The organism is Bradyrhizobium semiaridum (genome assembly GCF_020329505.1).
Classification (GTDB): domain Bacteria; phylum Pseudomonadota; class Alphaproteobacteria; order Rhizobiales; family Xanthobacteraceae; genus Bradyrhizobium; species Bradyrhizobium semiaridum.
In genome coordinates, this window is the sequence record NZ_JAGKJJ010000010.1 from 1 (window position 1) to 24,792 (window position 24,792).

Here is a 24,792-nt window from a genome sequence, read left to right on the forward strand (position 1 = left end):
AATCGTGCAGGCCGGACGCCCTGGTGGCAGGTGTCCTCTCGCTCGATGCAATTGCGTCTTGCGAGGGCGGTGACAACAAAGCCCAGTCTCGCCGGGGTAAGCACGTATAAGCCGTAACCCATCGCGCAGGGAAAGCCGGGTTGTTTCCGGTTACACCTGTGGTCCTACCCCCGAGCTTTCTACCCATTGCTCGGGGCCCATGGGTGCGATCGGCACCCGGCTTTCCCTGCGCCCTCTGTTCGAAGAAGGGCGAAACGAAATGCAAAGCTCGGGACAAATCATGTCCCGAGAGCGCGAAGCCGTATCCCCCCAAAACTGTCATCGCCCGGCTCGACGGGCGACCCAGTACGCCGCGGCCTCTCGGCTCAAGCACTGCTGCCTCTGGAATACTGGATCGCCGTCCATGTGCGCAATTGCGCACCGGCCGGGCGAGGACACCGAGCAAGCTGTTTGACCGTTGAATCAAATTATCACCGTCATCCTGAGGTGCGAGCCTTGCGGCGCAATGGCGCCGCTGGACGAGCCTCGAAGGATGAATCGGCCCGGCTGGTGGCCGTCGATCCTTCGAGGCTCGCTCCGCGAGCACCTCAGGATGACGGGCCTGATAGCTTCGCAGGGGCCGACGGGCGGGGGAGGGCCTTCCCCGAGCGGGCCTTCATTGGTCCCTTCCGGGAACCCGCCAACCTCCTCACCTGGCGGCATTTCCGTCCCCAAATTTCCCTTTGGTAACCTCGCCTTAACTATGATTAGCGTTTGGTTAGGGTCGGAATGACGCGTGAAAAGCCCTCGTTTTGACATGTTGGCAAGGGAAGCAGGGCCCGGCTTTGGACGGGCCCCCCATGCGACAGATGTAAGAGGCTCTTGCGCAATCTTGCCGCGCCGGGCGCGGCCGTGGAAGCGGTGCCGATCGCGGCCCGCCTATTTGGGACACTTGCGTTGAGAGGATATTGCCGATGAATCCCGCCGACGTGGCTCAGTCAGCTCTGCCCCTGGCATCGAGCGATGTGTCGCTGATCGCGCTGTTTTGGCAGGCCCATTGGGTCGTCAAATGCGTGATGCTGGGACTTTTGTCCTGCTCGGTCTGGGTTTGGGCGATCGCGATCGACAAGATCCTGCTGTACGGGCGCACCAAGCGCGCCATGGACCGCTTCGAGCAGGCGTTCTGGTCCGGACAGTCGATCGAGGAACTCTACCGGTCGCTGTCGGCCAAGCCGACCCAGTCGATGGCGGCCTGCTTCGTCGCTGCAATGCGGGAGTGGAAGCGCTCATTCGAGAGCCAGACGCGGTCCTTTGCCGGCCTGCAGGCCCGGATCGAGAAGGTCATGAACGTCTCGATCGCCCGCGAGGTGGAACGGCTGGAGCGGCGGTTGCTGGTGCTGGCCACCGTCGGCTCGGCCGGGCCCTTCGTCGGCCTGTTCGGCACCGTCTGGGGCATCATGTCGAGCTTCCAGTCGATCGCGGCCTCGAAAAATACCTCTTTGGCGGTGGTGGCGCCCGGTATCGCCGAGGCGCTGTTTGCCACCGCCATCGGCCTGATCGCCGCAATTCCGGCGACAATTTTCTACAATAAGTTCACCTCCGAAGTGAACCGGCAGGCCGCGCGCCTCGAAGGGTTCGCCGACGAGTTCTCCGCCATCCTGTCGCGTCAGATCGACGAGCGGGCGTGAGGACCTGATGAACGGAATTGCGAGCGCACGATCATGGCGATGAGCATGGCAGGGTCTGGCGGCGGCGGACGCCGCCGCGGCGGCCGCAAGCCGGTGATGGCCGAGATCAATGTCACGCCGATGGTCGACGTGATGCTGGTGCTCTTGATCATCTTCATGGTGGCGGCACCGCTGATGACGTCGAACATCGACATCGACCTGCCGGTTGCCTCAGGCGGCAAGTCGATCTCGTCGAACCAGCCGCCGCTGACGCTGTCGGTGAAGCGGACCAACGGCAGCTGCAACTCGAACGTCGATCTTTATCTCGGCGACGCGCCGGTCACGGCCGCCGAATTCCCGGGCAAGATCAAGGCGATCGGGGATGCACGGTCGGAAGCTGAAAAAGTGGTCTATCTCCGCGGCGACAAGGACGTCTGTTACACGGATATGATGAAATTGCTCGGCCAGGTCCGGGCCGCGGGATTCAAGGCGAATATCGTCATCATCCCGGAAGGCGGTTAAACACCATGTGCGGCAAGGCACGGGGAAGCCTGATTTGAAGGTCAAGGTCGACAAGACTCTGGCGGCATCGATTGTCCTGCACGTCCTCGTGATCGGGTGGGGCCTGGTGTCGTTCTCGACCAAGGCGTTCGTGATGCCGGAGGAGGAGTCCGTTGCCGTCGACGTGGTCTCGTCCGACCAGCTTTCCCACGTCATGGCCGGCCAGAAGGACGGCAAGAAGGAAAATCCGAAGCCGCTGGTCGAGAAGGTCGCCGAAGCCAAGCCGGTCGACGACGCCGTCGGCAAGGTCGAGGACAAGAAGCCGCCGGTGGTGACCGACACCGCGCCCGCGCCGTCACCGAAGGTCGAGAAGCCGGAAGAGAAGAAGCCGGATCCGCCGAAGAAGGTCGAGAACAAGCCGAAGGAAGAGCCGAAGCCGGTCGAGAAGAAGCCCGATCCGGTAAAGCCCGACCCGATCGCCGAAGCGATCAAGAAGGAAGAGAAGAAGCCGCCGCCGAAGCCGGTGCAGCAGGCCGCCAAGCCGCCACCGGAGCAGAAGCCGAGGGAGCGCGTGTTCGACAAGAGCAAGATCGCCGAGCTGCTCGACAAGCGCGATCCGACGCGCGCCTCGATGACCGGCGATACGCTGAACGCCAACGCCGCGCTCGGCACGTCGAGGGGCAAGGCCGCCGACAATTCCGCGACCTGGGGCGCGATGTTCAGGCAGCAGGTTGAGGTCTGCTGGAAGAACAAGCCTTATGGCGGGCTCGATGCGCAGAGGCCGGAGGTTGCGATTGATATTCGCCTGAAGCGCGATGGGGGGCTGGAGGGTATGCCGGTGCTGGATGGCACGCCGTCGACGCCTTACGCCCGCGCCTACGCCGAGAGCGCGATGCGCGCGATCATTCAGTGCCAGCCGTATCGCCTGCCGGCAGCATTCTTCGACGAATGGAAGTCCTTCACGCCGGTCTTCCAGGAAAAGCCACTTTGAGCCCGGTGCAACCATTATCCAAGCCAAAAGCGTTCCGATGAGCAGTTCAGATAAGTTGCGAGAAAAGTTGTTTCGTCCCGACCGCCGCGAGATGATGTCCGGAATGGCAGCTCTCGTCGCGGCGTCGACATTCGGCGCACGCGGAGCGCTGGCGCAGAAGCGGATCACCATCACCGAGGGCGAGTTCGCGCCGATCCCGATCGCGATCCCGAATTTCGCCGCCGGCACGCCGGGCGATACCGAAGTCGGCGCCGGCGTCACGCAGGTTATCACCAACAATCTCAAGCGCAGCGGATTGTTCGCGCCGATCGACCAGGCCACCTATCTCGAGAAGTCGATCAACATCGACGCCCCGCCGAACTTCAACAACTGGAAGAGCATCAACGCGCAGGCGCTGGTGACGGGCCGCATGACGCGGCAGGCCAACGGGCGCGTCAAGGCCGAGTTCCGGCTCTGGGACGTCAACACCGGCCAGCAGCTCGCCGGCCAGCAATACGACACCTCGGCCGAGTTCTGGCGGCGCATCGCCCACATCATCTCCGACCAGATCTATGAACGGATGACCGGCGAGAAGGGCTATTTCGACACCCGCGTCGTGTTCGTCGACGAGACCGGCGCCGCGCAGCGCCGCGTCAAGCGGCTGGCGCTGATGGACCAGGACGGCGCCAATGTGCGCTATCTGACCCGCGGCTCGGACCTTGTGCTGACGCCGCGCTTCTCGCCGTCGACCCAGGAGATCACCTATATGGAATTCGGGCAGGGCGATCCGCGGGTCTACCTGCTCAACATCGAGACCGGCCAGCGCGAGATCGTCGGCAACTTCCCGGGCATGTCGTTCTCGCCGCGCTTCTCGCCGGACGGCCAGCGCATCATCATGAGCCTGCAGCAGGGCGGCAATTCCAACCTGTTCGTGATGGACCTGCGCTCCAAGGCGATGACGCGGCTGACCGATACGCCGGCGATCGACACCTCGCCGTCCTACGCGCCCGACGGCTCACGGCTCTGCTTCGAATCCGATCGCGGCGGCAAGCCGCAGATCTACGTGATGCCGGCGACCGGCGGTCAGGCGCAGCGCATCTCGTTCGGCGACGGCAGCTATTCGACGCCGGTGTGGTCGCCGCGCGGCGACTACATCGCCTTCACCAAGCAGGGCGGCGGGCAGTTCGCGATCGGCATCATGAAGACCGACGGCTCGGGCGAGCGCATCCTGACCTCGGGCTTCCACAATGAGGGCCCGACGTTTGCGCCGAACGGGCGGGTCGTGATGTTCTTCCGCGATCCCGGCGGCAATGGTGGGCCGTCGCTGTACACGATTGACGTCTCCGGCCGCAACGAGCTGCGCGTGCCGACGCCGGGCTTTGCCTCCGATCCCGCCTGGTCGCCGCTGCTGTCGTGAGCCGCATTGCCCCCGGGTAACCCCGGTAGCGGCTGGCGGCTCTTGCCTAGTGCGCTGATTTTCATGGTGAATTTGCTGCCTCTCAGGAGTGCGGCAACGACTTGCTAACGATATTCCCTCAGAAAGACTTCATCTGCGATCGGTAAGGATGCGGCCTGAAGAGGACGTACGCCTGCCGATGCAGTTGGTCGATCAGAAAAGACAAGGCAGCAGCCAGGACGAGCTGGAGCCAGTGCTCTACGCTGCGCTTGTCGATTCGATGCGCCAGAATTTCTGGGCGATGTTCCTCGGCAGCGTCGCCACCGCCACCGCCGCGGTGATGACCGCGCTCAAGACCGGCAACGCGCTGCTGTGGCCGTTCGCCTTCTTGATCATCGCCATCGGCACTGCGCGCGCGTTCCAGATGCGCAAATACGACGAAGGGCAGGGCGGCGGGCTGACCTATGAGGAAGCCAAGGTCTGGGCGCCGCGCTACTCGATCGGCGCGATGGTCTATGCCGCGGTGCTGGGCGCCTGGTGCTTCGTCACCATCATCGGCAGCGGTGACGCCGTCGCGCACATGCTCTGCGTCGCGGTGACGGTCGGTTATACGGCAGGCGGCGCCGCCCGCAATTACGGCCGGCCGCGGCTGCTGCAACTCCACGTGCTGGTCGCCTGCGGGCCGATGTCGCTGGCGCTGGCGATCCACGGCGACTTCTACTATGTCGGCCTGTCGATCCTGCTGGTGCTGTTCTTCCTCGGCCTCAAGGGCATCAACCTCAGCCTGCACGCGATCTTCGTCAAGGCGCTGACTGCGAGCTTCCGCGAGTCGGCGCTGGCGAACCAGTTCGATACCGCGCTCAACAACATGCCGCACGGGCTGTGCATGTTCCGCGCCGACGGCCGGCTCGCGGTGATGAACCGGCGCTTCATCGCGATGATGCAGCTGCCGGATGATTTCGTGCAGCGCGGCGCCAGCGTGTCCGACATCTGCAATGCCTGCGTGCTGTCCGGGGCGATCTCGGTGGCGACCGCCCAGCAAATCCTGTCGGAGATCGAGAGCTCGCAGGCCGGTGATCTCGTGACCAGCGACCCGGATCCCGCCAAGAATCGTTCGCTGGACTGGACCTTCCAGCCGATGCCGGGCGGCGGTACGGTGGTGCTGGTCGAGGACATCACCGAACGCAAGGACGCCGAGGCGAGGATCAGCCATCTCGCGCGCTACGACGAACTGACGGCGCTGCCCAACCGGGTCAATTTCCGCGACGAGATCGGCCGGCTGCTCGCCACGCAGCACGGCAGCGAGCATCGCTCTGCGCTGCTGTTCGTCGATCTCGATCAGTTCAAGCAGGTCAACGACACGCTCGGCCATCCTTGCGGCGACCAGCTATTGTGCGCGGTTGCCGAGCGGCTGCGCGAGATGCTGCGGCCGGAAGATTTCGTGGCGCGGTTCGGCGGCGACGAGTTCGTCGTGTTCCAGCAGAACATCCATTCGCACGAAGATGCTGCGGGGCTGGCCCGCCGCATCGTCGATCGCCTCAGCGAGCGCTACAAGATCGACAACCATCTGGTGGAGATCGGCGCCAGCGTCGGCATCGCAATGACCGCGCCTGGCGTGAGCGCCGATACCCTGCTCAAGAACGCCGACATGGCGCTCTACCGCGCCAAGGCCGATGGCCGCGGCACCTTCTGCTTCTTCCGCGACGAGATGGCGCAAACCGTCGAGGCGCGCCGCATCCTCGAGCTCGACCTGCGCAAGGCGCTGGCCAACGAGGAGTTCGAGCTGTTCTACCAGCCGCTGATCAATCTGAGGTCGGGCAAGGTCTCGACCTGCGAGGCGCTGCTGCGCTGGAACCATCCGGTGCGCGGCACCGTCTCGCCGGTCGACATCATCCCGGTCGCCGAGGACATGGGGCTGATCGTCGATCTCGGCCGCTGGATCCTGCGCAAGGCCTGCATGGAGTGCATGAAGTGGCCCGAGGCGGTCAGCGTCGCCGTCAATTTCTCGCCGCAGCAATTCCATCAGCGCGATGTGCTGAGCGAGGTGCGCTACGCGCTCGAGGTTTCGGGCCTGCCGGCGCACCGGCTCGAGATCGAGATCACCGAGTCTTCGCTGCTGCATAACACCCAGCTGACCCACGACGTGCTGTCCCAGTTGCGGACGCTCGGGGTGCGGATCTCGCTCGACGATTTCGGCACCGGCTACTCCTCGCTGAGCTATCTGCACAACTTCCCGTTGCAGAAGGTCAAGATCGACCGGTCGTTCCTCGAGGGCATCGACAGCGACCGTCCGCTGACCCTGCTGCGCGGCGTGGCACGGCTGTCGGCCGATCTCGGCATGTCTGTAGTGGTCGAGGGCGTCGAGACCAACGACCAGCTCGAGCTGATCAGCGCCGACGGCGCGGTTACCGAAGCCCAGGGCTATCTGTTCAGCCGGCCGGTTCCGGCAGTGCGGATCCGGCAATTGCTGAACGCATCGCACGGCCGCCGCAGCTCCGACGAGAAGCTCATTCCGCTCCCGTCGCGCTCGATCGCCTGATCATTTCCTAAACGACAAGTTGTAAGCCGGGAAACCGGGCGCCAGCGTTCCACGGGTGCCGGTTAACTGTAATGCCGTCAACGTTTTGCAAATTCGTTAGGGGACTGTTAAGATTCTCGCCAGCTCGCAGAAGTTGTTCGTGTGTGTGTGTGTGGGAAGCCGGAGTTTGGTATGAGGTCGCCCGTCGCAGCGTCTCCCGTCGCTTTTTCGCGGGGGGCGGAGCTGCTTGATCACGTTGATTACCGCCTCGCCCAAACGCCGGCTGAGAAGGAAGAAATCTACCATCTGCGTTACCGCGCCTATCTGCGCGAAGGCGCGGTCAAGGAATCGCGCGAGCAGCGCGTCACCGATCAATATGATGATCTGCCGAATTCCTGGACCTTCGGCGTCTATCTCGACGGCGAATTGGCAAGCTCGGTGCGCATCAGCGTGCTGACCCAGCAATGGCGCGAGTCCTGCTCGGCGGAGGCGTTCGGCGAGATCCTGCACCCGAAGCTCGATCGCGACGAGATCATCATCGATCCGGCGCGGTTCGTCGCCGATCCCGATCGCGCCCGCCGCGCGCCTGAACTGCCCTATGTCACGGTCCGCCTCGCCTATATGGCCTGCGAGTATTTCAACGCCGATCTCGGGCTCGCGATCGTGCGTCCCGAGCACCAGGCGTTCTACCGCCGCGTCTTCTTCCACGAGACCATTGCCGAGCCGCGCCTATTCCCCGGCCTGCTCAAGCCGGTCGGCCTGATGGCGGCGGATTTCCCGACCATGCGCGACAAGGTCTTTACGCGCTATCCGATGATGCGCTCGTCGGCGTTCGAGCGCCGCATGTTGTTCGAGCGGGAGCACCACACCCCTCGGCAGGCGACCATCGATCGCTTCGCGCGGCCCTCGATCGTGCTGAGCACCTGACCCCGCGAATCAACCGGTCAACGCCAGCCCCGCCGCGCGACGTTCGGCTCCGGCCAGCGGCTCGGCGCCGGTCACCGGCCTTGGGAACTCGATATTACCTCCCGCTGCAGGCGGCTTTGGGCAATCCTTGCCTTCTCTTCACCGTCGCGCCACATTTGCCACCCATTAACCATCGGGGGCGCTTTTCGCCATTGGCTGGCATTTGATGGGGTCCGGCAAGGTCTCGTCAAGGTTGACGGAACGTTCGCTTAACCATCGCCCTGTAGACCGATTGGGTAGTACGAAGAGCGTGAGCGTGGAGGCTCCGGGAATGAATTATCTCCAGGGTATGAAGCTGGCTGCGGTTCTGGCGGTGGCGCTGTCGATGGGCGCCTGCGCCAACAAGAATCCGTTGGACGCCAATGGCGCGATTGCGGGCGCCGCGGCCCCGGGCAGCCCGCAGGATTTCGTGGTCAATGTCGGTGACCGCGTGTTCTTCGAGAGCGACCAGACCGATCTCACCCCACAGGCGACCGCGACCCTCGACAAGCAGGCGCAGTGGCTGCAGAGCTACAACCGCTACTCCTTCACCATCGAAGGCCATGCCGACGAGCGCGGCACTCGCGAATACAACATCGCGCTCGGCGCCCGCCGCGCCCAGTCGGTCCGCGCCTACCTCGCCTCGCGCGGCATCGACCCGAGCCGCATGCGCACCATCTCCTACGGCAAGGAGCGCCCGGTCGCGGTCTGCAACGACATCTCCTGCTGGTCGCAGAACCGCCGCGCCGTCACCGTGCTGAACGCCAGCTCCTGACGCGATCTTGCGGATCAATGCTTCCAAACCGGCGCCTTCGGGCGCCGGTTTCATTTTGGCGTATCGTCATCTTGATGAACGGGACCGCCCGCAACTGCCCGCTTGCTTGTTTTGCCGCCGGGATTAAACCATTTCGCGCGACGTTGAGCTGGATTTGAAGGTCCAGTCACAATTCCGGCGTACTCCATCGCTCAATGTCGCTCGCTTTTCACGCCGATCTCGTCGTCAGGGCAAAATGTCATCCAGGCTTCAATACCTTTCCTCCGCTGCGGCGCTCGCGGCGCTGATTGCCATTGCGTCGCCGTCCTTTGCGCAATCCGATGATGGCGGCGACTACGAGATGCGGATCCAGCGGCTGGAAAACCAGCTGCGGCAGCTGACCGGGCAGAACGAGGAGTTGCAGTACCGCAACCGCCAGCTCGAGGAGCGGCTGCGCCAGCTCGGCGGCCAGCCCGCTGGGGCGGGAGGCCAAGCCGCGGCCTCGCCCAACGTCGCGCCGCAGCAGCCCCAATCCCTGGCCTATCCGCAACAGCAGGCCGGCTATCCGCAGCCGCAACAGGGTTACGGACAGCCGCAGCAGCCGGGATATGGCCGGCAACAGGGCGGCTATGACCAGCAACAGCAGATCGCGGCTCCTGCGCCGATCGTGCAGGAGGCGCCTCAGGCAGCTCCTGGCGGCCGCCGCGGCCGCGGCGATGCGTTCGACCCGTCGCTGAACCCCAATGCACCGGGTGCGCCGCGCGCTCTCGGTGGCGGCCCGGCGCCGCTGTCCAACGAGGCGGCCATCGGTGCGCCCGGCGGCCGGGGCGCGGGAGAGCCGCTCGATCTCGGCAATACCAGCCCGCCGCGTGGCCCCGGCGCCGGCCTGACCACCTTGCCGCCGTCGGCGACGCCGAAGGATGAGTTCGATCTCGGCATCGGCTACATGCAGCGCAAGGATTACGCGCTCGCCGAAGAGACGATGAAGAACTTCGCGCAGAAATATCCGGCCGACCCGCTGGTCGCGGACGCGCAATACTGGCTCGGCGAAAGCTATTTCCAGCGCCAGCAATATCGCGACGCTGCCGAGACCTTCCTCGGGGTCACCACCAAGTTCGACAAATCCGCCAAGGCGCCGGACGCGCTGCTGCGGCTCGGCCAGTCGCTGGCGGCGCTGAAGGAAAAGGAAGCCGCCTGCGCCGCATTCGGCGAGGTGACGCGGAAATATCCGCGGGCATCCGGCGGCGTGAAGGCCGCCATCGACCGTGAGCAAAAACGGGTGAAGTGCTAAACCGGCGTCGCGGAGGTCGCTGCCCGACCTCTTCTTGCGAAACGCTGGGTCTTGCGATGCCAGACGATCTGTCCGCCATTTCGGCAAGGGACGCCAAACGCCTGTTCGCGGGCCTCGCGAGCGCGCCCGCGATCGTGCTCGCAGTATCCGGCGGTCCGGATTCCGTGGCGCTGATGTGGCTCGCCGCGCGCTGGCGTCGTGCCCTGTCGCGCAGGCCGGCCTGCTGGCGCGGGCCGCGCGCCGGCACGGCGCCACGCACATCCTGACCGCGCACACCCGCGACGATCAGGCGGAGACGCTGCTGATGCGCCTGCTGCGCGGCAGCGGCATCGCCGGCCTCTCGGCGATGACGCGCGAGACCGAGCGCGACGGCGTGCGGCTGACGCGGCCGCTGCTCGACGTCGCCAAGGCGCAGCTGATCGCAACGCTGCACAAGGCGCGCATCGATTTCGCCGACGATCCGACCAATCGCGATCCGGCGTTCACGCGTTCGCGGCTGCGCGCGCTGATGCCTGTTCTCGCCAAGGAGGGCGGCGATGCGAGGAACCTGGCACGGCTTGCGGCGCGGCTCGCGCGAGCCAATGCCGCCGTGGAGGTGCTGGTCGACGGCGCCGAGCGCTATCTTGCGTTGAAGGATGGGAACGACCACGACGCCGGCATCGATGCGGCGCTGTTCATGGCGATGCCGGAGGAAATCCGTCTCCGCCTGCTTATGCGTGCCATCGACCGTGCCGGATACGAAGGGCCCGCCGAACTCGGCAAGGTCGAGACCCTGCTTGCGGCGCTGGATCGTACCCTGGAGGACCGCGGCGGCAGGTTCAAACAGACCCTCGCCGGAGCCGTCGTCAGCGCTGCCGGCGGCCGCATCAGAGTGACGCCGGCGCCGCGGCGGCGGACACGTTCCGCCTGAGCCCGGGCCGATTGTTACAATCGCCGTAATAATCCGGGAAGGAGGCTTAACCACCCCGAAAAACACCGGATTCAGCGCCATTATTTGAGCGGGAATCGCGCTAGGATGCGGTAAATAGTCATGTGCGGTTCCCTTGGCATCGATCGCTCCGGCACCTAAATTGTATGCCATCGACGGGATGGATTCCCTGGGGATTCCCAAAGAGCCGGCCCAAGGATAGAGACTTGCCCAAGGATGAGAGAGGCCGCGATCCGCGCGACCACGAAGGAAGACCATGAACGCCAATCTGCGGAATTTCGCCCTCTGGGTCATTATCGTTTTGCTGTTGCTGGCGTTGTTCACGCTTTTCCAGAATCCGGGTCAGCGCACCTCCTCATCGGACATCTCGTTCTCGCAGCTTCTGACCGAAGTCGACCAGGGCCACGTCCGTGACGTCGTGATCCAGGGGCCGGAGATTCATGGCACGTTCACCAACGGCTCGAGCTTCCAGACCTATGCGCCGAGCGATCCCAACCTCGTGAAGCGCCTCTATGACGCCAAGGTCTCGATCACCGCGAAGCCGCCGGGCGACAACGTGCCGTGGTTCGTCTCGCTGCTCGTCTCGTGGTTGCCGTTCATCGCGCTGATCGGCGTCTGGATCTTCCTGTCGCGGCAGATGCAGGGCGGCGCCGGCAAGGCGATGGGCTTCGGCAAGTCGCGCGCCAAGATGTTGACCGAAGCGCATGGCCGCGTCACCTTCGAGGACGTCGCCGGCGTCGACGAGGCCAAGCAGGATCTGCAGGAGATCGTCGAATTCCTCCGCGACCCCGGCAAGTTCCAGCGGCTCGGCGGACGCATTCCGCGCGGCGTGCTGCTGGTCGGCCCTCCCGGCACCGGCAAGACGCTGATCGCGCGTGCGGTCGCCGGCGAAGCCAACGTGCCGTTCTTCACCATCTCCGGTTCTGACTTCGTCGAAATGTTCGTCGGCGTCGGCGCGAGCCGTGTCCGCGACATGTTCGAGCAGGCCAAGAAGAACGCGCCGTGCATCATCTTCATCGACGAAATCGACGCGGTCGGTCGTCATCGCGGCGCCGGTCTCGGCGGCGGCAATGACGAGCGCGAGCAGACGCTGAACCAGCTGCTGGTCGAGATGGACGGCTTCGAGGCCAATGAAGGCGTGATCCTGATCGCGGCGACCAACCGTCCCGACGTGCTCGATCCCGCGTTGCTGCGTCCCGGCCGCTTCGACCGCCAGGTCGTGGTGCCCAATCCGGACGTCGTCGGCCGCGAGCAGATCCTCAAGGTTCACGTCCGCAAGGTGCCGCTGGCGCCGGATATCAACCTCAAGACCATCGCGCGCGGTACGCCGGGCTTCTCGGGCGCCGACCTGATGAACCTCGTCAACGAAGCCGCGCTGACCGCCGCCCGCCGCAACAAGCGGATGGTGACGCAGGCCGAGTTCGAAGAGGCCAAGGACAAGGTGATGATGGGCGCCGAGCGCAAGTCGCTCGTCATGACCGAGGAAGAGAAGCTGCTGACGGCCTATCACGAGGGCGGCCACGCCATCGTCGGCCTCAACGTCGTCGCGACCGACCCGATTCACAAGGCGACCATCATTCCGCGCGGCCGTGCGCTCGGCATGGTGATGCAGCTGCCGGAGCGCGACAAGCTGTCGATGTCGCTGGAGCAGATGACCTCGCGGCTCGCCATCATGATGGGTGGCCGTGTCGCGGAAGAGCTGATCTTCGGCCGCGAGAAGGTGACTTCGGGCGCCGCCTCCGACATCGAGCAGGCCACCCGCCTCGCCCGCATGATGGTGACGCGCTGGGGCCTGTCCGAAGAGCTCGGCACCGTCTCCTATGGCGAGAACCAGGACGAGGTGTTCCTGGGCATGTCGGTCTCGCGCACGCAGAACGCGTCGGAGGCGACCGTCCAGAAGATCGACTCCGAGATCAAGCGTCTGGTCGAGGAAGGCTACAAGGAAGCGACCCGCATCCTCACCGAGAAGCGCGAGGATCTCGAGACGCTGGCGAAGGGCCTGCTCGAGTTCGAGACCTTGACCGGCGACGAGATCACCGACCTCCTCAAGGGCAAGAAGCCCAACCGCGAGTCGGTGCTGGAGCCGTCGACGCCGCGGGCCTCCGCCGTTCCGCCCGCCGGCAAGCCGCGCCCGCGTCCCGATCCGGACACCGGCCTCGAGCCGCAGCCGCAGGCGTAAGCCTCACCGGCCCCGACAAATCCAGTGTTACGGAAGCCCGGCCTCGAGCCGGGCTTTTGTATTTTGTGACCGCCTGTTGATATGGCATCCTCCCCGGCGGCCGGTTAACGCGCCCGGGAAGCGCGGCGGGAAATAGGGGAGGGAGCCGATGCGCAAGGCATTTGGCACCCTCGGCGCGATTGCGTTGCCGCTGCTGTCGGCCGTCTCGCACGCCGCCGAGATCCGCGGTGTCACCGCAACCGAAATCAGGATCGGCCAGACCATGCCCTATAGCGGGCCGGTGTCGGCGTTTGGCGCGCTCGGCAAAGGCGAGGCCGGCTACTTCAGGATGGTCAACGAGCGCGGCGGCATCAACGGCCGCAAGATCAACTTCATCTCGCTCGACGACTCCTACGCGCCGCCGAAGACGGTGGAGCAGACGCGGCGCCTCGTCGAGAGCGACGAGGTCGCGCTGATCTTCTCCTCGATCGGCACCGCGCATAACACCGCGATCGCAAAATATCTGCAGGGCAAGAACGTCCCGCAGCTGTTCCTCGCCTCCGGCGCCTCGAAATTCGGCGACATCGCGCAGTTTCCGCAGGCGACGATGGGCGTGCAGGCGCCGTTCCGCTACGAGGCGCGGCTCTATGCGCGCCATGCGCTGGCGAAGAATCCAGACGCAAAGTTTGCCGTGATCGCGCAGAACGACGATTACGGCCGCGACTATCTGGCGGGGCTGAAGGACGTGCTCGGCGAGCGCTACGACCAGGTCGCCACCGTTGCGACCTACGAGATCACGGAGCCGACCATCGACTCGCAGATCGTCAAGCTGAAGGCGACAGGCGCCGATGTCTTCGTGATCGCCGCGACGCCGAAGTTCGCGGCGCAGGCGATCCGCAAAGCCTACGAGATCGGCTGGCGGCCGCTGACCTTCCTGTCCAATACGGCGGTGTGGATTTCAACCGTGATGCAGCCGGCCGGCGTCGAGGCCGGCACCGGCATCATCTCCACGGCCTATGTGAAGGATCCCGACGATCCGGCCTGGAAAGACGATGCCGGCATGAAGGGCTGGCGCGAATTCATGACCAGATACGTGCCCGACGGCGATCAGCACGATACCAATTACGTCAACGCCTACAACAGCGCGATGGCGCTGGAGGCGGTGCTGAAGGCCTGCGGCAACGATCTGTCGACCGAGAACATCCTGAAGCAGGCATTCGCAATCAAGGACCTGGAATTGCCGATGCTGCTGCCGGGCATCAGGGTCAATACGTCGCCGACCGACCACGTGCCGGTCGACCAGATGCAGTTCATGCGCTTCAACGGCAAGACCTGGGATAATTTCGGAGATCTGCAGACGGGGAATTGAGCGGTCTGTTCGGTCGAGAGCGTCACGCCGATTCCGTCATCCTGAGGTGCGAGCCTTGCGAGCCTCGAAGGATGAACGGCCCGGTCAGTGGCCGTCGACCCTTCGAGGGCCGCTGAAGCGGCCACCTCAGGATGACGGGTTGAACAGCGGTGCAACATAGCCGGCGTCGTCCCTGCGAAAGCAGGGACCCATAACCACAGGATTAGATTGTTGAGAAAGGCTGTGGCCCCAGCGGCGCGCAACAACGCCCATCGGTGGCTATGGGTCCCTGCTTTCGCAGGGACGACGCTGAATGTTTGGCGCCGCTCGTAAATCATACATTCACAAGCTCTCAGGGTGACGGGGCCAACATCGCGCTAATTTGTGCTCTGCGCGGCCGGCAGCAGGCTGGTCTTGTCGTTTGCACGGACATGGATGACGGCGGTGCCGTCCTTGTAGAGCCGCTTCCAGCCCGCGGCGTGATCGAGCGCGTAGCCTGCGGGCGATGTCGCATTCAGCAGCGTGGCGTCGATGCGGTACTTGTCGAGCAGACCGAGCAGCTGGCCGACATTCTTGGCTTCGGTGGCGTCGAAATAGTCGAGCACGAATTGCTCGCCATACAATTCGGCGCGGCCGTCGATAAACACCTTCATGCCGCGGCTGACCATGTAGCCGCCGAACGGCGCAGTGCTGAAGATGCGCTGCGCCTTCTGCTGCTGCAGCAGGTCGACCGCGGCAACCGGCGTGACCGACGGCAGGAACTTGAAGGGATGCTGGTCGACGAAGAGCTTCGTCGTCACGCCGCCGCCGATCAGGACCGCGACCGCCGCCAGGATCGTGACGAAGGGGACCGACCGTGCCTCACCGAAGCGCGGCTCGGTGGCTTCAGTCGTTCCCCATTGCTCGGCGATCGGCCTGGCGAGGACGAGCGGGGCGATGAAGGCGAAGATCTCGATGTTGCGGACGTGGGTCAGCGCCATATAGATCAGGCCGAGCAGCAGCAGGATCCGCGGCACCGACAGCGTCAGCTTGCGATAGAAGGCCATGCCGACCAAGCCGAGCAGCGTCGCTTCGAACAAGCTCGGCGTCCTGAAATCGGCCGGCATCCATTCCCAGATCAGCGACAGCAGCTTGCCGAGGCTGAGGATCTTCGTGGCGCCGAGCAGCGTATTCCAGCCATAGGGCGTGAGGCAGCTCGCCGCGAGCGCGGCGAGGCCGAACAGCGCCCAGCGCGCGATCAGGTCGCGGCGGCGGCTCGGCTCCGCGCTCCACACCGCTTCGAGGCCGATCGGTCCGATCAGCGCCAGTCCGAGCAGGAAGCCGCCATGCAGATTGGCCCACAGTGCCATCAGCGGCAGCAGCCACCAGGAGGGATGGCTGCGGCGATCGGCGGCCGCCATCAGGCCGCCGAGGAACGCGACCAGCACCGGCAGCGCCAGCACGTGAGGCCGCGCGAAGAAATGCGTCGTCGACAACAGCAGCGCCAGCGCTGCGATCAGGAATGCGCGCGCCGGATCGAAATACGGGCTCAACAGATGCAGGAAGATCGCAACCGTGGCGCCGATCGCAAGCGAGGTCAGGATCACCGGCCCGGCCCAATCGCCCGGCCCGTAGACGAAGGCGAACGCGACCTGCGACAGCCACGAGCTCGAGATCCACGTTTCGCCGTAGCGCGTGAACGAGAACACGTCGCTATAGGGCATCGCGCGGTGGTCGAGGATCCACTGCCCGACCTTGATCTGCCACATCGTGTCGGAATCGCGCAGCAGGATCTCGCCCGCAGCGAGATAGAACAGGTAGGCGCCGACGCCGGCGCATAGCGGCATCAGTCCGCGCGCCGCGCTCCGGTTGCTCACGCTGCTGGTGATGGAGAGGGACATGGGCCTTCTTGGTTGGACGCGGGACATCGAGGGCAACACCGGGCGCGGCGTTGCGGCCAATGGACCATGGCTCCCGATAAATTCGGGTAAATGCATTGGCGGGATCGCTGCGCTTCGGGAACAGGCGCTTCGATGTGCCCCGATCGTGTTAGAGGGCGGTTTACCATCGCGCGCCGGGCGATCTGAGGCGCCGATCGTCGCCCTCCGCTGGCGTCGCAAATTCCTCACAATTCCTCCTTGTCATCCCGTCTGAATAGTTGTTCACTTCTTCAGGCGATTGCAGGATCGATCGCTCAAAACATTGAAGACGCGTGCGTTCTCTGCCGGTGGGCGCCGGCCGGACGCACCGCGGGGGGATGGCAACGCCATGGTCTATCGGCGCACTCATCAGGTCGTGAAACGGCTGGCCGCGCGGCGCAGCGCAATCCTGACGGCGGCGCGGGACGCTGCGGCTGACGGCGGCATGGCCGCGGTCCAGATCGCGCCGGTCGCGGTGCGGGCCAATGTCGCGGCCGGAACCGTTTATCGCTACTTCCCGTCGAAGGCCGAACTGATCTCGGAGCTGATCACGGAAGTCTCGCGCGACGAGCTGACCGCGATCCGGCGTGCCGCGGATGCCGCGCCCGGGCCGTCGTCGGCGCTCGCCGCCGCGGTGACCACGATCGCGGCGCATGTGCTGTCGCAGCGCAAGCTCGCCTGGGGCATTCTCGCCGAGCCGGTCGATGTCGACGTCACCGCCTCGCGCCTCGCCAGCCGCCGCGATATCGCTGGAGAGCTTGCGACCCGCATCGACGCTGCGGTGCGCGCCGGCCATCTGCCGGCGCAGGATACGGCGCTGGCCGCCACGGCGTTGCTCGGCGCGCTGCACGAGGCGCTGGTCGGCCCGCTGGCGCCGGCCAATCTCGACGATCCCGTGAAGCAGCGCGAGGCGGTGCAGACCGTGACGCTGCTTGCGCTGCGCGCGGTCGGCGTGATGGATGCGCGGGCCCGCGGCCTCGTCGTGCAGGCGACGACGCCGGCCAAGGCGTTGGTGGGGGCGTGAGCCTTTAGGCCGCATTACGCGAACACGTCCTGTCGCATCGGCGTTGTAGGCTTGGGGCTCGGTAGCCAACCTCACGGAGCAACGCATGACCACGACCCATGGCTCGGCCAAATGGCAGGGCGGCATCAAGGACGGCAAGGGCGCGATCTCGACCAAGAGCGGCGCGCTCAACGATTACCCCTACGGCTTCGCCAGCCGCTTCGAGGGCAAGCCCGGTTCAAACCCGGAAGAACTGATCGGCGCGGCCCATGCCGCCTGCTTCACCATGGCGCTGTCGCTGATCCTGGGCGAGGCCAAGCTGACGGCCGAGCATATGGAGACCAAGGCTGACGTGACATTGGAGAAGGTCGGCGACGGCTTCGCCATCACCTCGGTGCATCTGGCTCTGACCGCGAAGATCCCCGGTGCCGACGATGCCACGTTCCAGGAACTGGCCGGCAAGGCCAAGGCCGGCTGCCCGGTGTCGAAACTGCTCAACACCAAGATCACGCTCGACGCGTCGTTGCAGAGCTGATCGCAAAACGGCTGATCGAATCAACTTCCGGGTCACGCCGATGCGTGGCCCGGAACGATCCGTCACATCTCGGCGTCGCCGTTCGGCCCCACCGAGGCGATTCGCAGCATGTTGGTGGTGCCGGGCGCGCGCAGCGGCACGCCGGCGACGATGATGACGCGCTGGCCGGCCTTGGCAAAGCCGTCGCGGAAGGCAATCGAGCCGGCGCGATTGACCATGTCGTCGAGATCGTGGGCATCCTCGGCGACCACGCAATGTACGCCCCACACCACCGACAGCTTGCGTCCGGTGACGAGGTTCGGCGTGATCGCGACCACCGGTACCTTGGGCCGCTCGCGCGCCACGCGGATCGCGGTCGAGCCGGAGGAGGTCCAGCAGATGATTGCCGACAAATCGAGCGTTTCGGCGATCTGCCGCGCCGCGTCCGCAATGGCGTCGCCGACGGTCGGTTCAGGGTCGATGCGCTGCGCGTTGAGCACGCCGCGATAGGTCGGGTCGCGCTCCACTTCCTCGCCGATGCGGTTCATGGTCGAGACCGCCTCGACCGGATATTTGCCGGCGGCCGATTCCGCCGACAGCATGATGGCGTCGGCGCCCTCATAGACGGCGGTGGCGACGTCGGAGACTTCGGCGCGGGTCGGCACCGGCGCCTGGATCATCGATTCCAGCATCTGCGTCGCGATCACCACCGGCTTGCCAGCACGGCGCGCCATCCGCGTCATCTGCTTCTGCAGGCTCGGCACCCGCTCCAGCGGCAGCTCGACGCCGAGATCGCCGCGCGCCACCATCAGTGCGTCGGAGGCATCGATGATGTCGGCGAGGCGGTCGATCGCCTGCGGCTTCTCGATCTTGGCCATCACGGCGGCGCGGCCACGGATCATCTTCTTGGCCTCGTGCACGTCCTCGGCGCGCTGCACGAAGGACAGCGCGACCCAGTCGATCCCCTCGGGCAGCGCGGCTTCGAGATCGGCGCGGTCTTTCGGCGTCATCGCCAAAACCGGCAGGTCGGTGTCGGGCAGGCTGACGCCCTTGCGGTCCGACATCTTGCCGCCGATCACGACGCGCGTGACCGCGCGCTCGGGCGAGGTCTCCTCGGCGATCAGCCGCACCTTGCCGTCGTCGAGCAGCAGCGCATGGCCCGGCCGCAGCGCGGCCAGGATCTCCGGATGCGGCAGCTGCACGCGGCTGTTGTTGCCCGGCGTCTTGTCGGAATCCAGCGTGAACGACTGGCCGTTGTTGAGCTGGGTCGAGCCGTTCTCGAACGAGCCGAGCCGCAGCTTCGGCCCCTGCAGATCGACCAGGATGCCGATCGGCCGGCCGTAGCTCGATTCGACGTTGCGGATGGTCTTGACCAACTCCCGCATCTTGTCATGCGGGGTGTGGCTCATGTTGATCCGGAACACGTCAGCGCCGGCCTCGAACAGCCTGCGGATCATTGCGCTGTCTGAGGAGGCCGGGCCGAGGGTTGCGAGGATCTTGATGCGGCGCAGTCGTCTCATTGCTTGTTTCCGGGCGTTGCGGCTGGCGGCAGACCAGACGCGCCCGGAGGCGCTGCGCCCGGCGGGTTGGGCAGGGTCGGCATCGTCGGCGGGCCTCCTGGCCCGACGCCGCCCGGCATTCCCGGCACCTTCTGCGGCTGTTGTTCGTTGGCTTCGGTCAGTTGGACGGTCCATGCGCGCTGCTCGCCGGTATCGACCTCGAAAAAGCCGGTGCGGTCATAGCCGCGCGCGAGACAATTCTCGGTGCCCTTGATGGTGAATTCCTTGTCGCGCGAGCACATGAAGGCCTGGCCGGACCATTCGCCGCCGCGGTCATAGTCGAGCGCGTAGATGTAGTAATAGCGGGCGACCAGATTGCCGCGCAGCAGTGTTTCACAGCTGCGCGAGGACACGTTCCACCAGCCCTCGGTGGTCCAGCCCTCGGCATCCTTGTAGCCCAGCGCGATGCCGACCCGGCTGGACGTATTGTTGCAAAGCCGGAAATCGGCCGCCGCCGGGCTGGTCCATAGGCACGCCGCAAGAAGCGCCAGCATCGGCAGCACGCCGGCCATGGCGAGGCGCGTGATTTGGGGGGCTGAAGCGGGGGAATCTGTCGGATTCATGCGGCGAAGCTATATCAAATCGTTGACGATTTCGCGTGCCGGCAAGTTACTGTCAACGGCGTGCGCACATCTGTGATGCGGCGGGACCGTAGCATCTGCCGCCGGGGCGGGCCCGTATTGCGCGGCGATATGGCAAAATCTGTGACAATTCCTACTTCAGATCAATATGATGGCGATCACACAGTGGGATGATGGCGATGGGCGTAGACGACAAAACCAGAACAGAACTCGAGGCGGCGGTGTTCCGGCGCCTCGTCAGCCATTTGCAGAACCGGACCGACGTCCAGAACATCGATCTGATGAACCTGGCCGGCTTCTGCCGCAATTGCCTCTCCAACTGGATGAAGGAAGAGGCCGACGCCAAGGGCATTGCGGTCAGCAAGGACGAGAGCCGCGAGGCGGTCTACGGCATGCCCTATGAGGAGTGGAAAGCCAGATATCAAGGCAGCGCGACGCCGGAACAGCTGGCGGCGATGAAGAAGGCACAGAGCGGACACTGAGCCACGTCCGTTCCGGGGCGTCCGAAGCACGAACCTGGCCGCGCATGTGCGTACCGGGAATTCCCGGATGACGCCCGATGAAGCTCGCTTGCATCTCCTGTGGGCGCGCTGTGGATGAGCGCGATGTGTCCTTGACGGAACGCGCCCCAAAATCGAGGGTCGCCCGCAGCAAGCGGTGCGCATGACGCGTATTCGCGTCATCTTCAATGCCAGTTCAGGAGTACGCGATGGCCATGTCGTCTGCCGCCGTCCAGGAAGAGCCCGCAACGCGATTTGCCAAGGACCAGCTCAAATCCATCATCGAGCGCATCGAGCGGCTGGAAGAAGAAAAGAAGACCATCTCCGACGACATCCGGGACGTCTATGCGGAGGCCAAGGGCAACGGCTTCGACGTCAAGGCGCTGCGTACCATCGTGCGCCTGCGCAAGCAGGATGCCAATGAGCGCCAGGAGCAGGAAACCATCCTGGAAACCTACATGCAGGCGCTCGGGATGCTCTGAGCCGGCCAGCTGCCTCTGGCGGCCATGGCGCCGGTTTCACCGCTGGTTTCATCGCTTGGGGAAATTCCCAGGATTTGCTAGACTGCCTGTGAGGTAACCGGGCAGATCGCAGATGGATGTGCCAGGACCAGAGCGCCGGCTCGCTGCGGTGCTCGCGGCTGACATGGTCGGCTACAGCCGGCTGATGGAGGCCGACGAGACCGGTACGCTTGCGCGCCTGAAAACCCACCGGATCGAGCTGATCGATCCGGCCATCGCCAAGAATCGCGGCCGCATCATCAAGACCACCGGCGACGGCCTGCTGGTCGAATTCCACAGCGTCGTCGATGCGGTACTGTGCGCGGCTGAGGTGCAGCGCCGGATGGCTAAGCGCAATGCCGACGTCGCGCCGGGACGATGGATGCAGTTTCGCATCGGCATCAATCTCGGCGACGTGATCGTCGACGGTAGCGACATCTTCGGCGACGGCGTCAACGTCGCCTCGCGCCTGGAGGTGCTCGCCGAGCCCGGCGGCATCTGCATCTCGGGCGCAGTCCGCGACCAGGTCGGGGACCGGCTGGAAAACCTCAGCTTCGAGGATCTCGGCGACCAGACGGTCAAGAACATCGCCCGCCCGATCCGCGTCTTCCGCGTCCACCTCGCATCGGAGGCAGGGGCGGCTTCCGCGCCACCTGCGGGCAAAGCAGCGCCCCCGGGCGCCAGGAAGCCCTCCATCGCGGTGCTGCCGCTCGCCAACATGAGCGGCGATCCCGAGCAGGAGTTCTTCGCCGACGGCCTCACCGAGGACATCATCACCGAGCTGTCGCGCTTCCACGACCTGCTGGTGATCTCGCGCAACTCCACCTTCGTGTACAAGGGCAAGGCCGTGAAGGTGCAGGACGTCGCGAAGGAGTTCGCGGTCGACTACGTGCTGGAGGGCAGCGTGCGAAAGGCCGGAGGGCGTATCCGCGTCACGGTGCAGCTGATCGACGCCGAGGCCGACCGCCACGTCTGGGCCGAACGCTATGACCGCGAGCTCGCCGACATCTTCGCGATCCAGGACGAGATGACCCGCGCCATCGTGTCGACCCTGCCGGGCCGCGTCGAGGCCGCCGCCCATGATCGCGTCAAGCGCAAGCCGACCGACAACATGGCGGCCTATGAGTGCGTGCTCGCCGCCAAAGTGCTGCATCATCGCTCGGCGCGCGACGACAATGCGGAAGCGCAGCGCCTGCTCGAGCGGGCGATCATGCTCGACCCAAATTATGCCCATGCGCATGCCTGGCGGGCCTGCGTGCTCGGGCAGACCTGGGTCTACAATTGGTGCGCCGACCGCGACGCGACCTTCGCGCAGGTCGCCGCCGAGCTCGAGATCGCGCTCAAGCTCGACGACAACGACAGCGACGTGCACCGGATCCTCGCCGCGCTGAATCTCAACCGCGACGATCACGACAAGGCGGCCTATCACCAGGAACGTGCGCTCGCGCTCAACCCGAACTACGACCTCGTCGTCGTGCAGCAGGGCGAGCTGTTGACCTGGCTCGGCCGGCCGGAAGAGGGCATTGACTGGATCAGGCGGGCGATGCGGCTCAATCCGTTCCACCCCGAGCGCTTCTGGAGCCATCTCGGCCGGGCCTGCTACTGCGCCGAGAAATACGCCGATGCCGCCGACGCGTTCTCACGCATCACGCGGCCCGACCACACCCATCACGCCTTCCTCGCCGCGACATTGGCGCAGATGGGCGACGCCGTGGCGGCCGCCGCGCACGCCACCGAGGTGCTGAAGCGCGAGCCGACCTTCTCGGTCGCCACCCATCTGGCCACCCAGCACTACAAGCGCGATGTCGACCGGGCCCGCTATGAGGCAGGTCTGCTCAAGGCCGGGCTGCCGGCTTGAAGCATCGGCGGTCCCGGTTCACATCTCCCAACGGCAGAGGTGGCACTTCCGATGCGGGGGCAAGGCTGAGCTGAGATGGGGTTCAGCGTAGCGACGCGGTGCGCAGCACGAAGGACTGGGTCGGCAGGGTGGCCGTGGCAGAGCCCGAGAAGCGGTCGCAGGACATGCCCATCATCGGATCATCCGAGAAGGTCATGGCGATCGAGGCCGGCGGCTTCACGAAATGGGCGCGCATCAGGCTCATGTCGCTGTCGCCCAGCACGGTGGTCAGCATGCCGCTGCTGGCGCTCGGCGCCAGCATCACGACGCGCATCCAGAGGTCGTTGCCCTTGGCCGCCGAGATACGCGCGGACGTCGTGACCACGCCTTGACCCTGTACGCCCTGGCCCTGCGCGCCCTTGACGACGACGGTGTTGATCTCGGTGGCAGCGGCGGGCGCATTGCGCGTCGGGCGCGTGCTGCGCGGCATCGGCGCGGTCGCTGCGACGATGTTGGCGCGGTCGACCGGCGATGAGGCGGCGGGCGCGTAGGCGAGGGCCTTGCTGAAGCTTTCGGAGGCGGTTCCGGTGGTCTGCGGGTCGGAGGCGCCGACGGCTTCACGGGCCTTCAGCGCCGCGATCTGGGCTGCCGAGGCCTGCTTCGGCCCGGCACCGTCGTCACCCCAGAAGCCGCGGGCGTTGATGATGTCGGCGGGCGATTGCGGCTTCGCCTCGGACTTGTCTGCGGCGGTCTTGTCTGCGGCCTTGTCGGCATCCTGGGCCGCCGGCTTGGCCTTCGGCATCGGCACGATCTGGGCATCGGCTGCGGCGAGCTGGATCGCAGCGGCGAATTGCGGCTTGGCGCGCGGCAACGGAATCGGATCAGCGGGCTTGGCGGGCGCGGCGGCCGCCACGACGGTGCTCGGAGCCTGCTTGGCGCTCGCCGGAGCCGCGGCTTCCTCGTCGTCCTCGCTCGACTTGCCGCCGAACAACTTGGCGAACAGGTTCGGCCTTGCGATGGTCGCGGTGTCGTCGCCATTGCCGCGGCGCTCGATGTCGGCCTTGGCGAGCTCATAGCCCTTTAGCGGCGTGCCATCGGTCGGCAGATGCACGGTGCGGCCGTCGGGGAACACCCTGGCCAGCTGATCACGCGTCATGCGCGGCCAGTGGCGGATGCTGCCGGTGTCGAGATGGACGAATGGCGAGCCGGAGGTCGGATAGAAGCCGACGCCGCCGCGCTGCAGGCGAAGGCCGGCGAAACGGATCTGCTCCAGCTGGACGCCCGGGATGAAGAAGTCCATCGCATGCCCCAGCATGTGCTGGCTGTGCCGCGCTACACCAGAGGAGCGGCGGCGCAGCATGGCGTTGGTGGCTGGGGAGCGGTAGGCGGAGATGATCTGGATCGGCTGCTTGCCGCCGACGTCGCGATAGACTTCCCAGAGGATGTCGAACAGGTGACGGTCCATCACCGTCTCGTCCTGGTTGCGCCAGTCGCGCAGGAAGTGATTGAGCTGCTTCAGCGCGGACTCGTCGTAGCGGCCGTCGCGCTTGAAGGTGACGGTGAGATCTTCGCCGGAATGGGTGTGGTGGAAGGAGAGGGTGCGCGTCTCGTTCAGCGCGGTGGCGTCGTGAACCGTTCCGGCTTGGGCCAGCAACAACAGCGTCGCAAGGCCAGCTTGGTATCCGGCCCTAGGCAGAGACAGCTGTTTGATGTGGCGTGCGAAGACAGCCAGCACTATTTGCCCACCCAGTCGACGAGCGTTCGGTCGGCATCTTCCGCAGACCCCCTGCAAAAGACGGTGAACGCTTTCTTAAAGCGGGAGGGTTAACCGAGGTTTACCGACCCGCCCCCAAGTTAGGCTTAACTAACCGCTTGAGTGTGGCAAAAAAGTGCCGCATTCCCCAACAGAGATGCATAATGGTTAACGTAAACGATCCCGCGTTTG

Annotated in this window: 19 protein-coding genes and 1 pseudogene; 16 read left to right on the top strand and 4 right to left on the bottom strand. The window is 65.4% G+C overall.

What is annotated here, in order from left to right; genetic code table 11:
* Nucleotides 1-953: 953 nt before the first annotated feature.
* The 11 genes and pseudogenes from tolQ (at nucleotide 954) to J6500_RS14045 (ending at nucleotide 14,476) form a co-directional block, all read left to right on the top strand.
* Nucleotides 954-1,667, top strand: a complete 714-nt coding sequence (tolQ, locus tag J6500_RS13995; RefSeq protein WP_211988413.1) for a protein TolQ — start codon at nucleotides 954-956, stop codon at nucleotides 1,665-1,667.
* 33 nt (nucleotides 1,668-1,700) lie between these two features.
* The gene (locus tag J6500_RS14000; RefSeq protein WP_225713293.1) at nucleotides 1,701-2,168 is read left to right on the top strand and encodes a biopolymer transporter ExbD; all 468 of its coding nucleotides are present in this window, start codon (nucleotides 1,701-1,703) and stop codon (nucleotides 2,166-2,168) included.
* 34 nt (nucleotides 2,169-2,202) lie between these two features.
* Nucleotides 2,203-3,138 carry a cell envelope integrity protein TolA gene (gene tolA, locus J6500_RS14005; protein ID WP_225713294.1) on the top strand — a complete coding sequence of 312 codons (936 nt, stop codon included), beginning with the start codon at nucleotides 2,203-2,205 and terminating at the stop codon, nucleotides 3,136-3,138.
* Nucleotides 3,139-3,229: 91 nt separating this feature from the next.
* Entirely contained in the window at nucleotides 3,230-4,534 is a 1,305-nt protein-coding gene (gene tolB, locus J6500_RS14010; RefSeq protein WP_376707806.1) for a Tol-Pal system beta propeller repeat protein TolB, read from the top strand.
* Nucleotides 4,535-4,712: 178 nt separating this feature from the next.
* The gene (locus J6500_RS14015; protein ID WP_225713295.1) at nucleotides 4,713-7,052 is read left to right on the top strand and encodes a putative bifunctional diguanylate cyclase/phosphodiesterase; all 2,340 of its coding nucleotides are present in this window, start codon (nucleotides 4,713-4,715) and stop codon (nucleotides 7,050-7,052) included.
* A gap of 171 nt (nucleotides 7,053-7,223) precedes the next feature.
* Nucleotides 7,224-7,958, top strand: a complete 735-nt coding sequence (locus tag J6500_RS14020; protein ID WP_225713296.1) for an N-acyl amino acid synthase FeeM domain-containing protein — start codon at nucleotides 7,224-7,226, stop codon at nucleotides 7,956-7,958.
* 310 nt (nucleotides 7,959-8,268) lie between these two features.
* A complete protein-coding gene (pal, locus tag J6500_RS14025; RefSeq protein ID WP_225713297.1) occupies nucleotides 8,269-8,751 on the top strand; it encodes a peptidoglycan-associated lipoprotein Pal in 483 nt (160 codons plus the stop codon).
* A 235-nt stretch (nucleotides 8,752-8,986) separates the two neighbouring features.
* Nucleotides 8,987-10,021, top strand: coding sequence for a tol-pal system protein YbgF (ybgF, locus tag J6500_RS14030; RefSeq protein ID WP_225713298.1), 1,035 nt, complete (start codon nucleotides 8,987-8,989; stop codon nucleotides 10,019-10,021).
* 56 nt (nucleotides 10,022-10,077) lie between these two features.
* Nucleotides 10,078-10,931: pseudogene (gene tilS, locus J6500_RS14035) on the top strand (tRNA lysidine(34) synthetase TilS).
* A 274-nt stretch (nucleotides 10,932-11,205) separates the two neighbouring features.
* Nucleotides 11,206-13,128, top strand: a complete 1,923-nt coding sequence (gene ftsH / locus J6500_RS14040) for an ATP-dependent zinc metalloprotease FtsH (protein WP_225713299.1) — start codon at nucleotides 11,206-11,208, stop codon at nucleotides 13,126-13,128.
* A 148-nt stretch (nucleotides 13,129-13,276) separates the two neighbouring features.
* Entirely contained in the window at nucleotides 13,277-14,476 is a 1,200-nt protein-coding gene (locus tag J6500_RS14045) for an ABC transporter substrate-binding protein (protein WP_225713300.1), read from the top strand.
* 356 nt (nucleotides 14,477-14,832) lie between these two features.
* Here the strand turns inward: J6500_RS14045 and J6500_RS14050 are convergent, their stop codons facing one another.
* The gene (locus J6500_RS14050) at nucleotides 14,833-16,335 is read right to left on the bottom strand and encodes a hypothetical protein (protein ID WP_225713301.1); all 1,503 of its coding nucleotides are present in this window, start codon (nucleotides 16,333-16,335) and stop codon (nucleotides 14,833-14,835) included.
* Between the two features lie 367 nt (nucleotides 16,336-16,702).
* Between J6500_RS14050 and J6500_RS14055 the strand changes: the two genes are divergently transcribed.
* Nucleotides 16,703-17,377, top strand: coding sequence for a TetR/AcrR family transcriptional regulator (locus J6500_RS14055; protein ID WP_225713302.1), 675 nt, complete (start codon nucleotides 16,703-16,705; stop codon nucleotides 17,375-17,377).
* A gap of 85 nt (nucleotides 17,378-17,462) precedes the next feature.
* Entirely contained in the window at nucleotides 17,463-17,891 is a 429-nt protein-coding gene (locus tag J6500_RS14060; RefSeq protein WP_225713303.1) for an OsmC family protein, read from the top strand.
* Between the two features lie 62 nt (nucleotides 17,892-17,953).
* Here the strand turns inward: J6500_RS14060 and pyk are convergent, their stop codons facing one another.
* The gene (gene pyk / locus J6500_RS14065; RefSeq protein WP_225713304.1) at nucleotides 17,954-19,390 is read right to left on the bottom strand and encodes a pyruvate kinase; all 1,437 of its coding nucleotides are present in this window, start codon (nucleotides 19,388-19,390) and stop codon (nucleotides 17,954-17,956) included.
* Nucleotides 19,387-19,941 carry a DUF1036 domain-containing protein gene (locus tag J6500_RS14070; RefSeq protein WP_225713305.1) on the bottom strand — a complete coding sequence of 185 codons (555 nt, stop codon included), beginning with the start codon at nucleotides 19,939-19,941 and terminating at the stop codon, nucleotides 19,387-19,389. Before J6500_RS14070 ends, pyk begins: the two co-directional genes overlap by 4 nt.
* 248 nt (nucleotides 19,942-20,189) lie before the next feature.
* On the opposite strand from J6500_RS14070, the gene J6500_RS14075 reads away from it, so the two are divergent.
* The 3 genes from J6500_RS14075 (at nucleotide 20,190) to J6500_RS14085 (ending at nucleotide 22,868) form a co-directional block, all read left to right on the top strand.
* The gene (locus tag J6500_RS14075) at nucleotides 20,190-20,492 is read left to right on the top strand and encodes a DUF1244 domain-containing protein (RefSeq protein ID WP_225713306.1); all 303 of its coding nucleotides are present in this window, start codon (nucleotides 20,190-20,192) and stop codon (nucleotides 20,490-20,492) included.
* A gap of 227 nt (nucleotides 20,493-20,719) precedes the next feature.
* Entirely contained in the window at nucleotides 20,720-20,992 is a 273-nt protein-coding gene (locus J6500_RS14080; protein WP_225713307.1) for a DUF2312 domain-containing protein, read from the top strand.
* A 112-nt stretch (nucleotides 20,993-21,104) separates the two neighbouring features.
* Nucleotides 21,105-22,868 (top strand): adenylate/guanylate cyclase domain-containing protein, encoded by a 1,764-nt coding sequence (locus J6500_RS14085; protein ID WP_225713308.1) that lies wholly within the window; start codon nucleotides 21,105-21,107, stop codon nucleotides 22,866-22,868.
* Nucleotides 22,869-22,950: 82 nt separating this feature from the next.
* Here J6500_RS14085 and mepK read toward each other — a convergent pair whose 3' ends face one another.
* Nucleotides 22,951-24,582 (bottom strand): peptidoglycan L,D-endopeptidase MepK, encoded by a 1,632-nt coding sequence (mepK, locus tag J6500_RS14090; RefSeq protein ID WP_225713309.1) that lies wholly within the window; start codon nucleotides 24,580-24,582, stop codon nucleotides 22,951-22,953.
* Nucleotides 24,583-24,792: the final 210 nt, after the last annotated feature.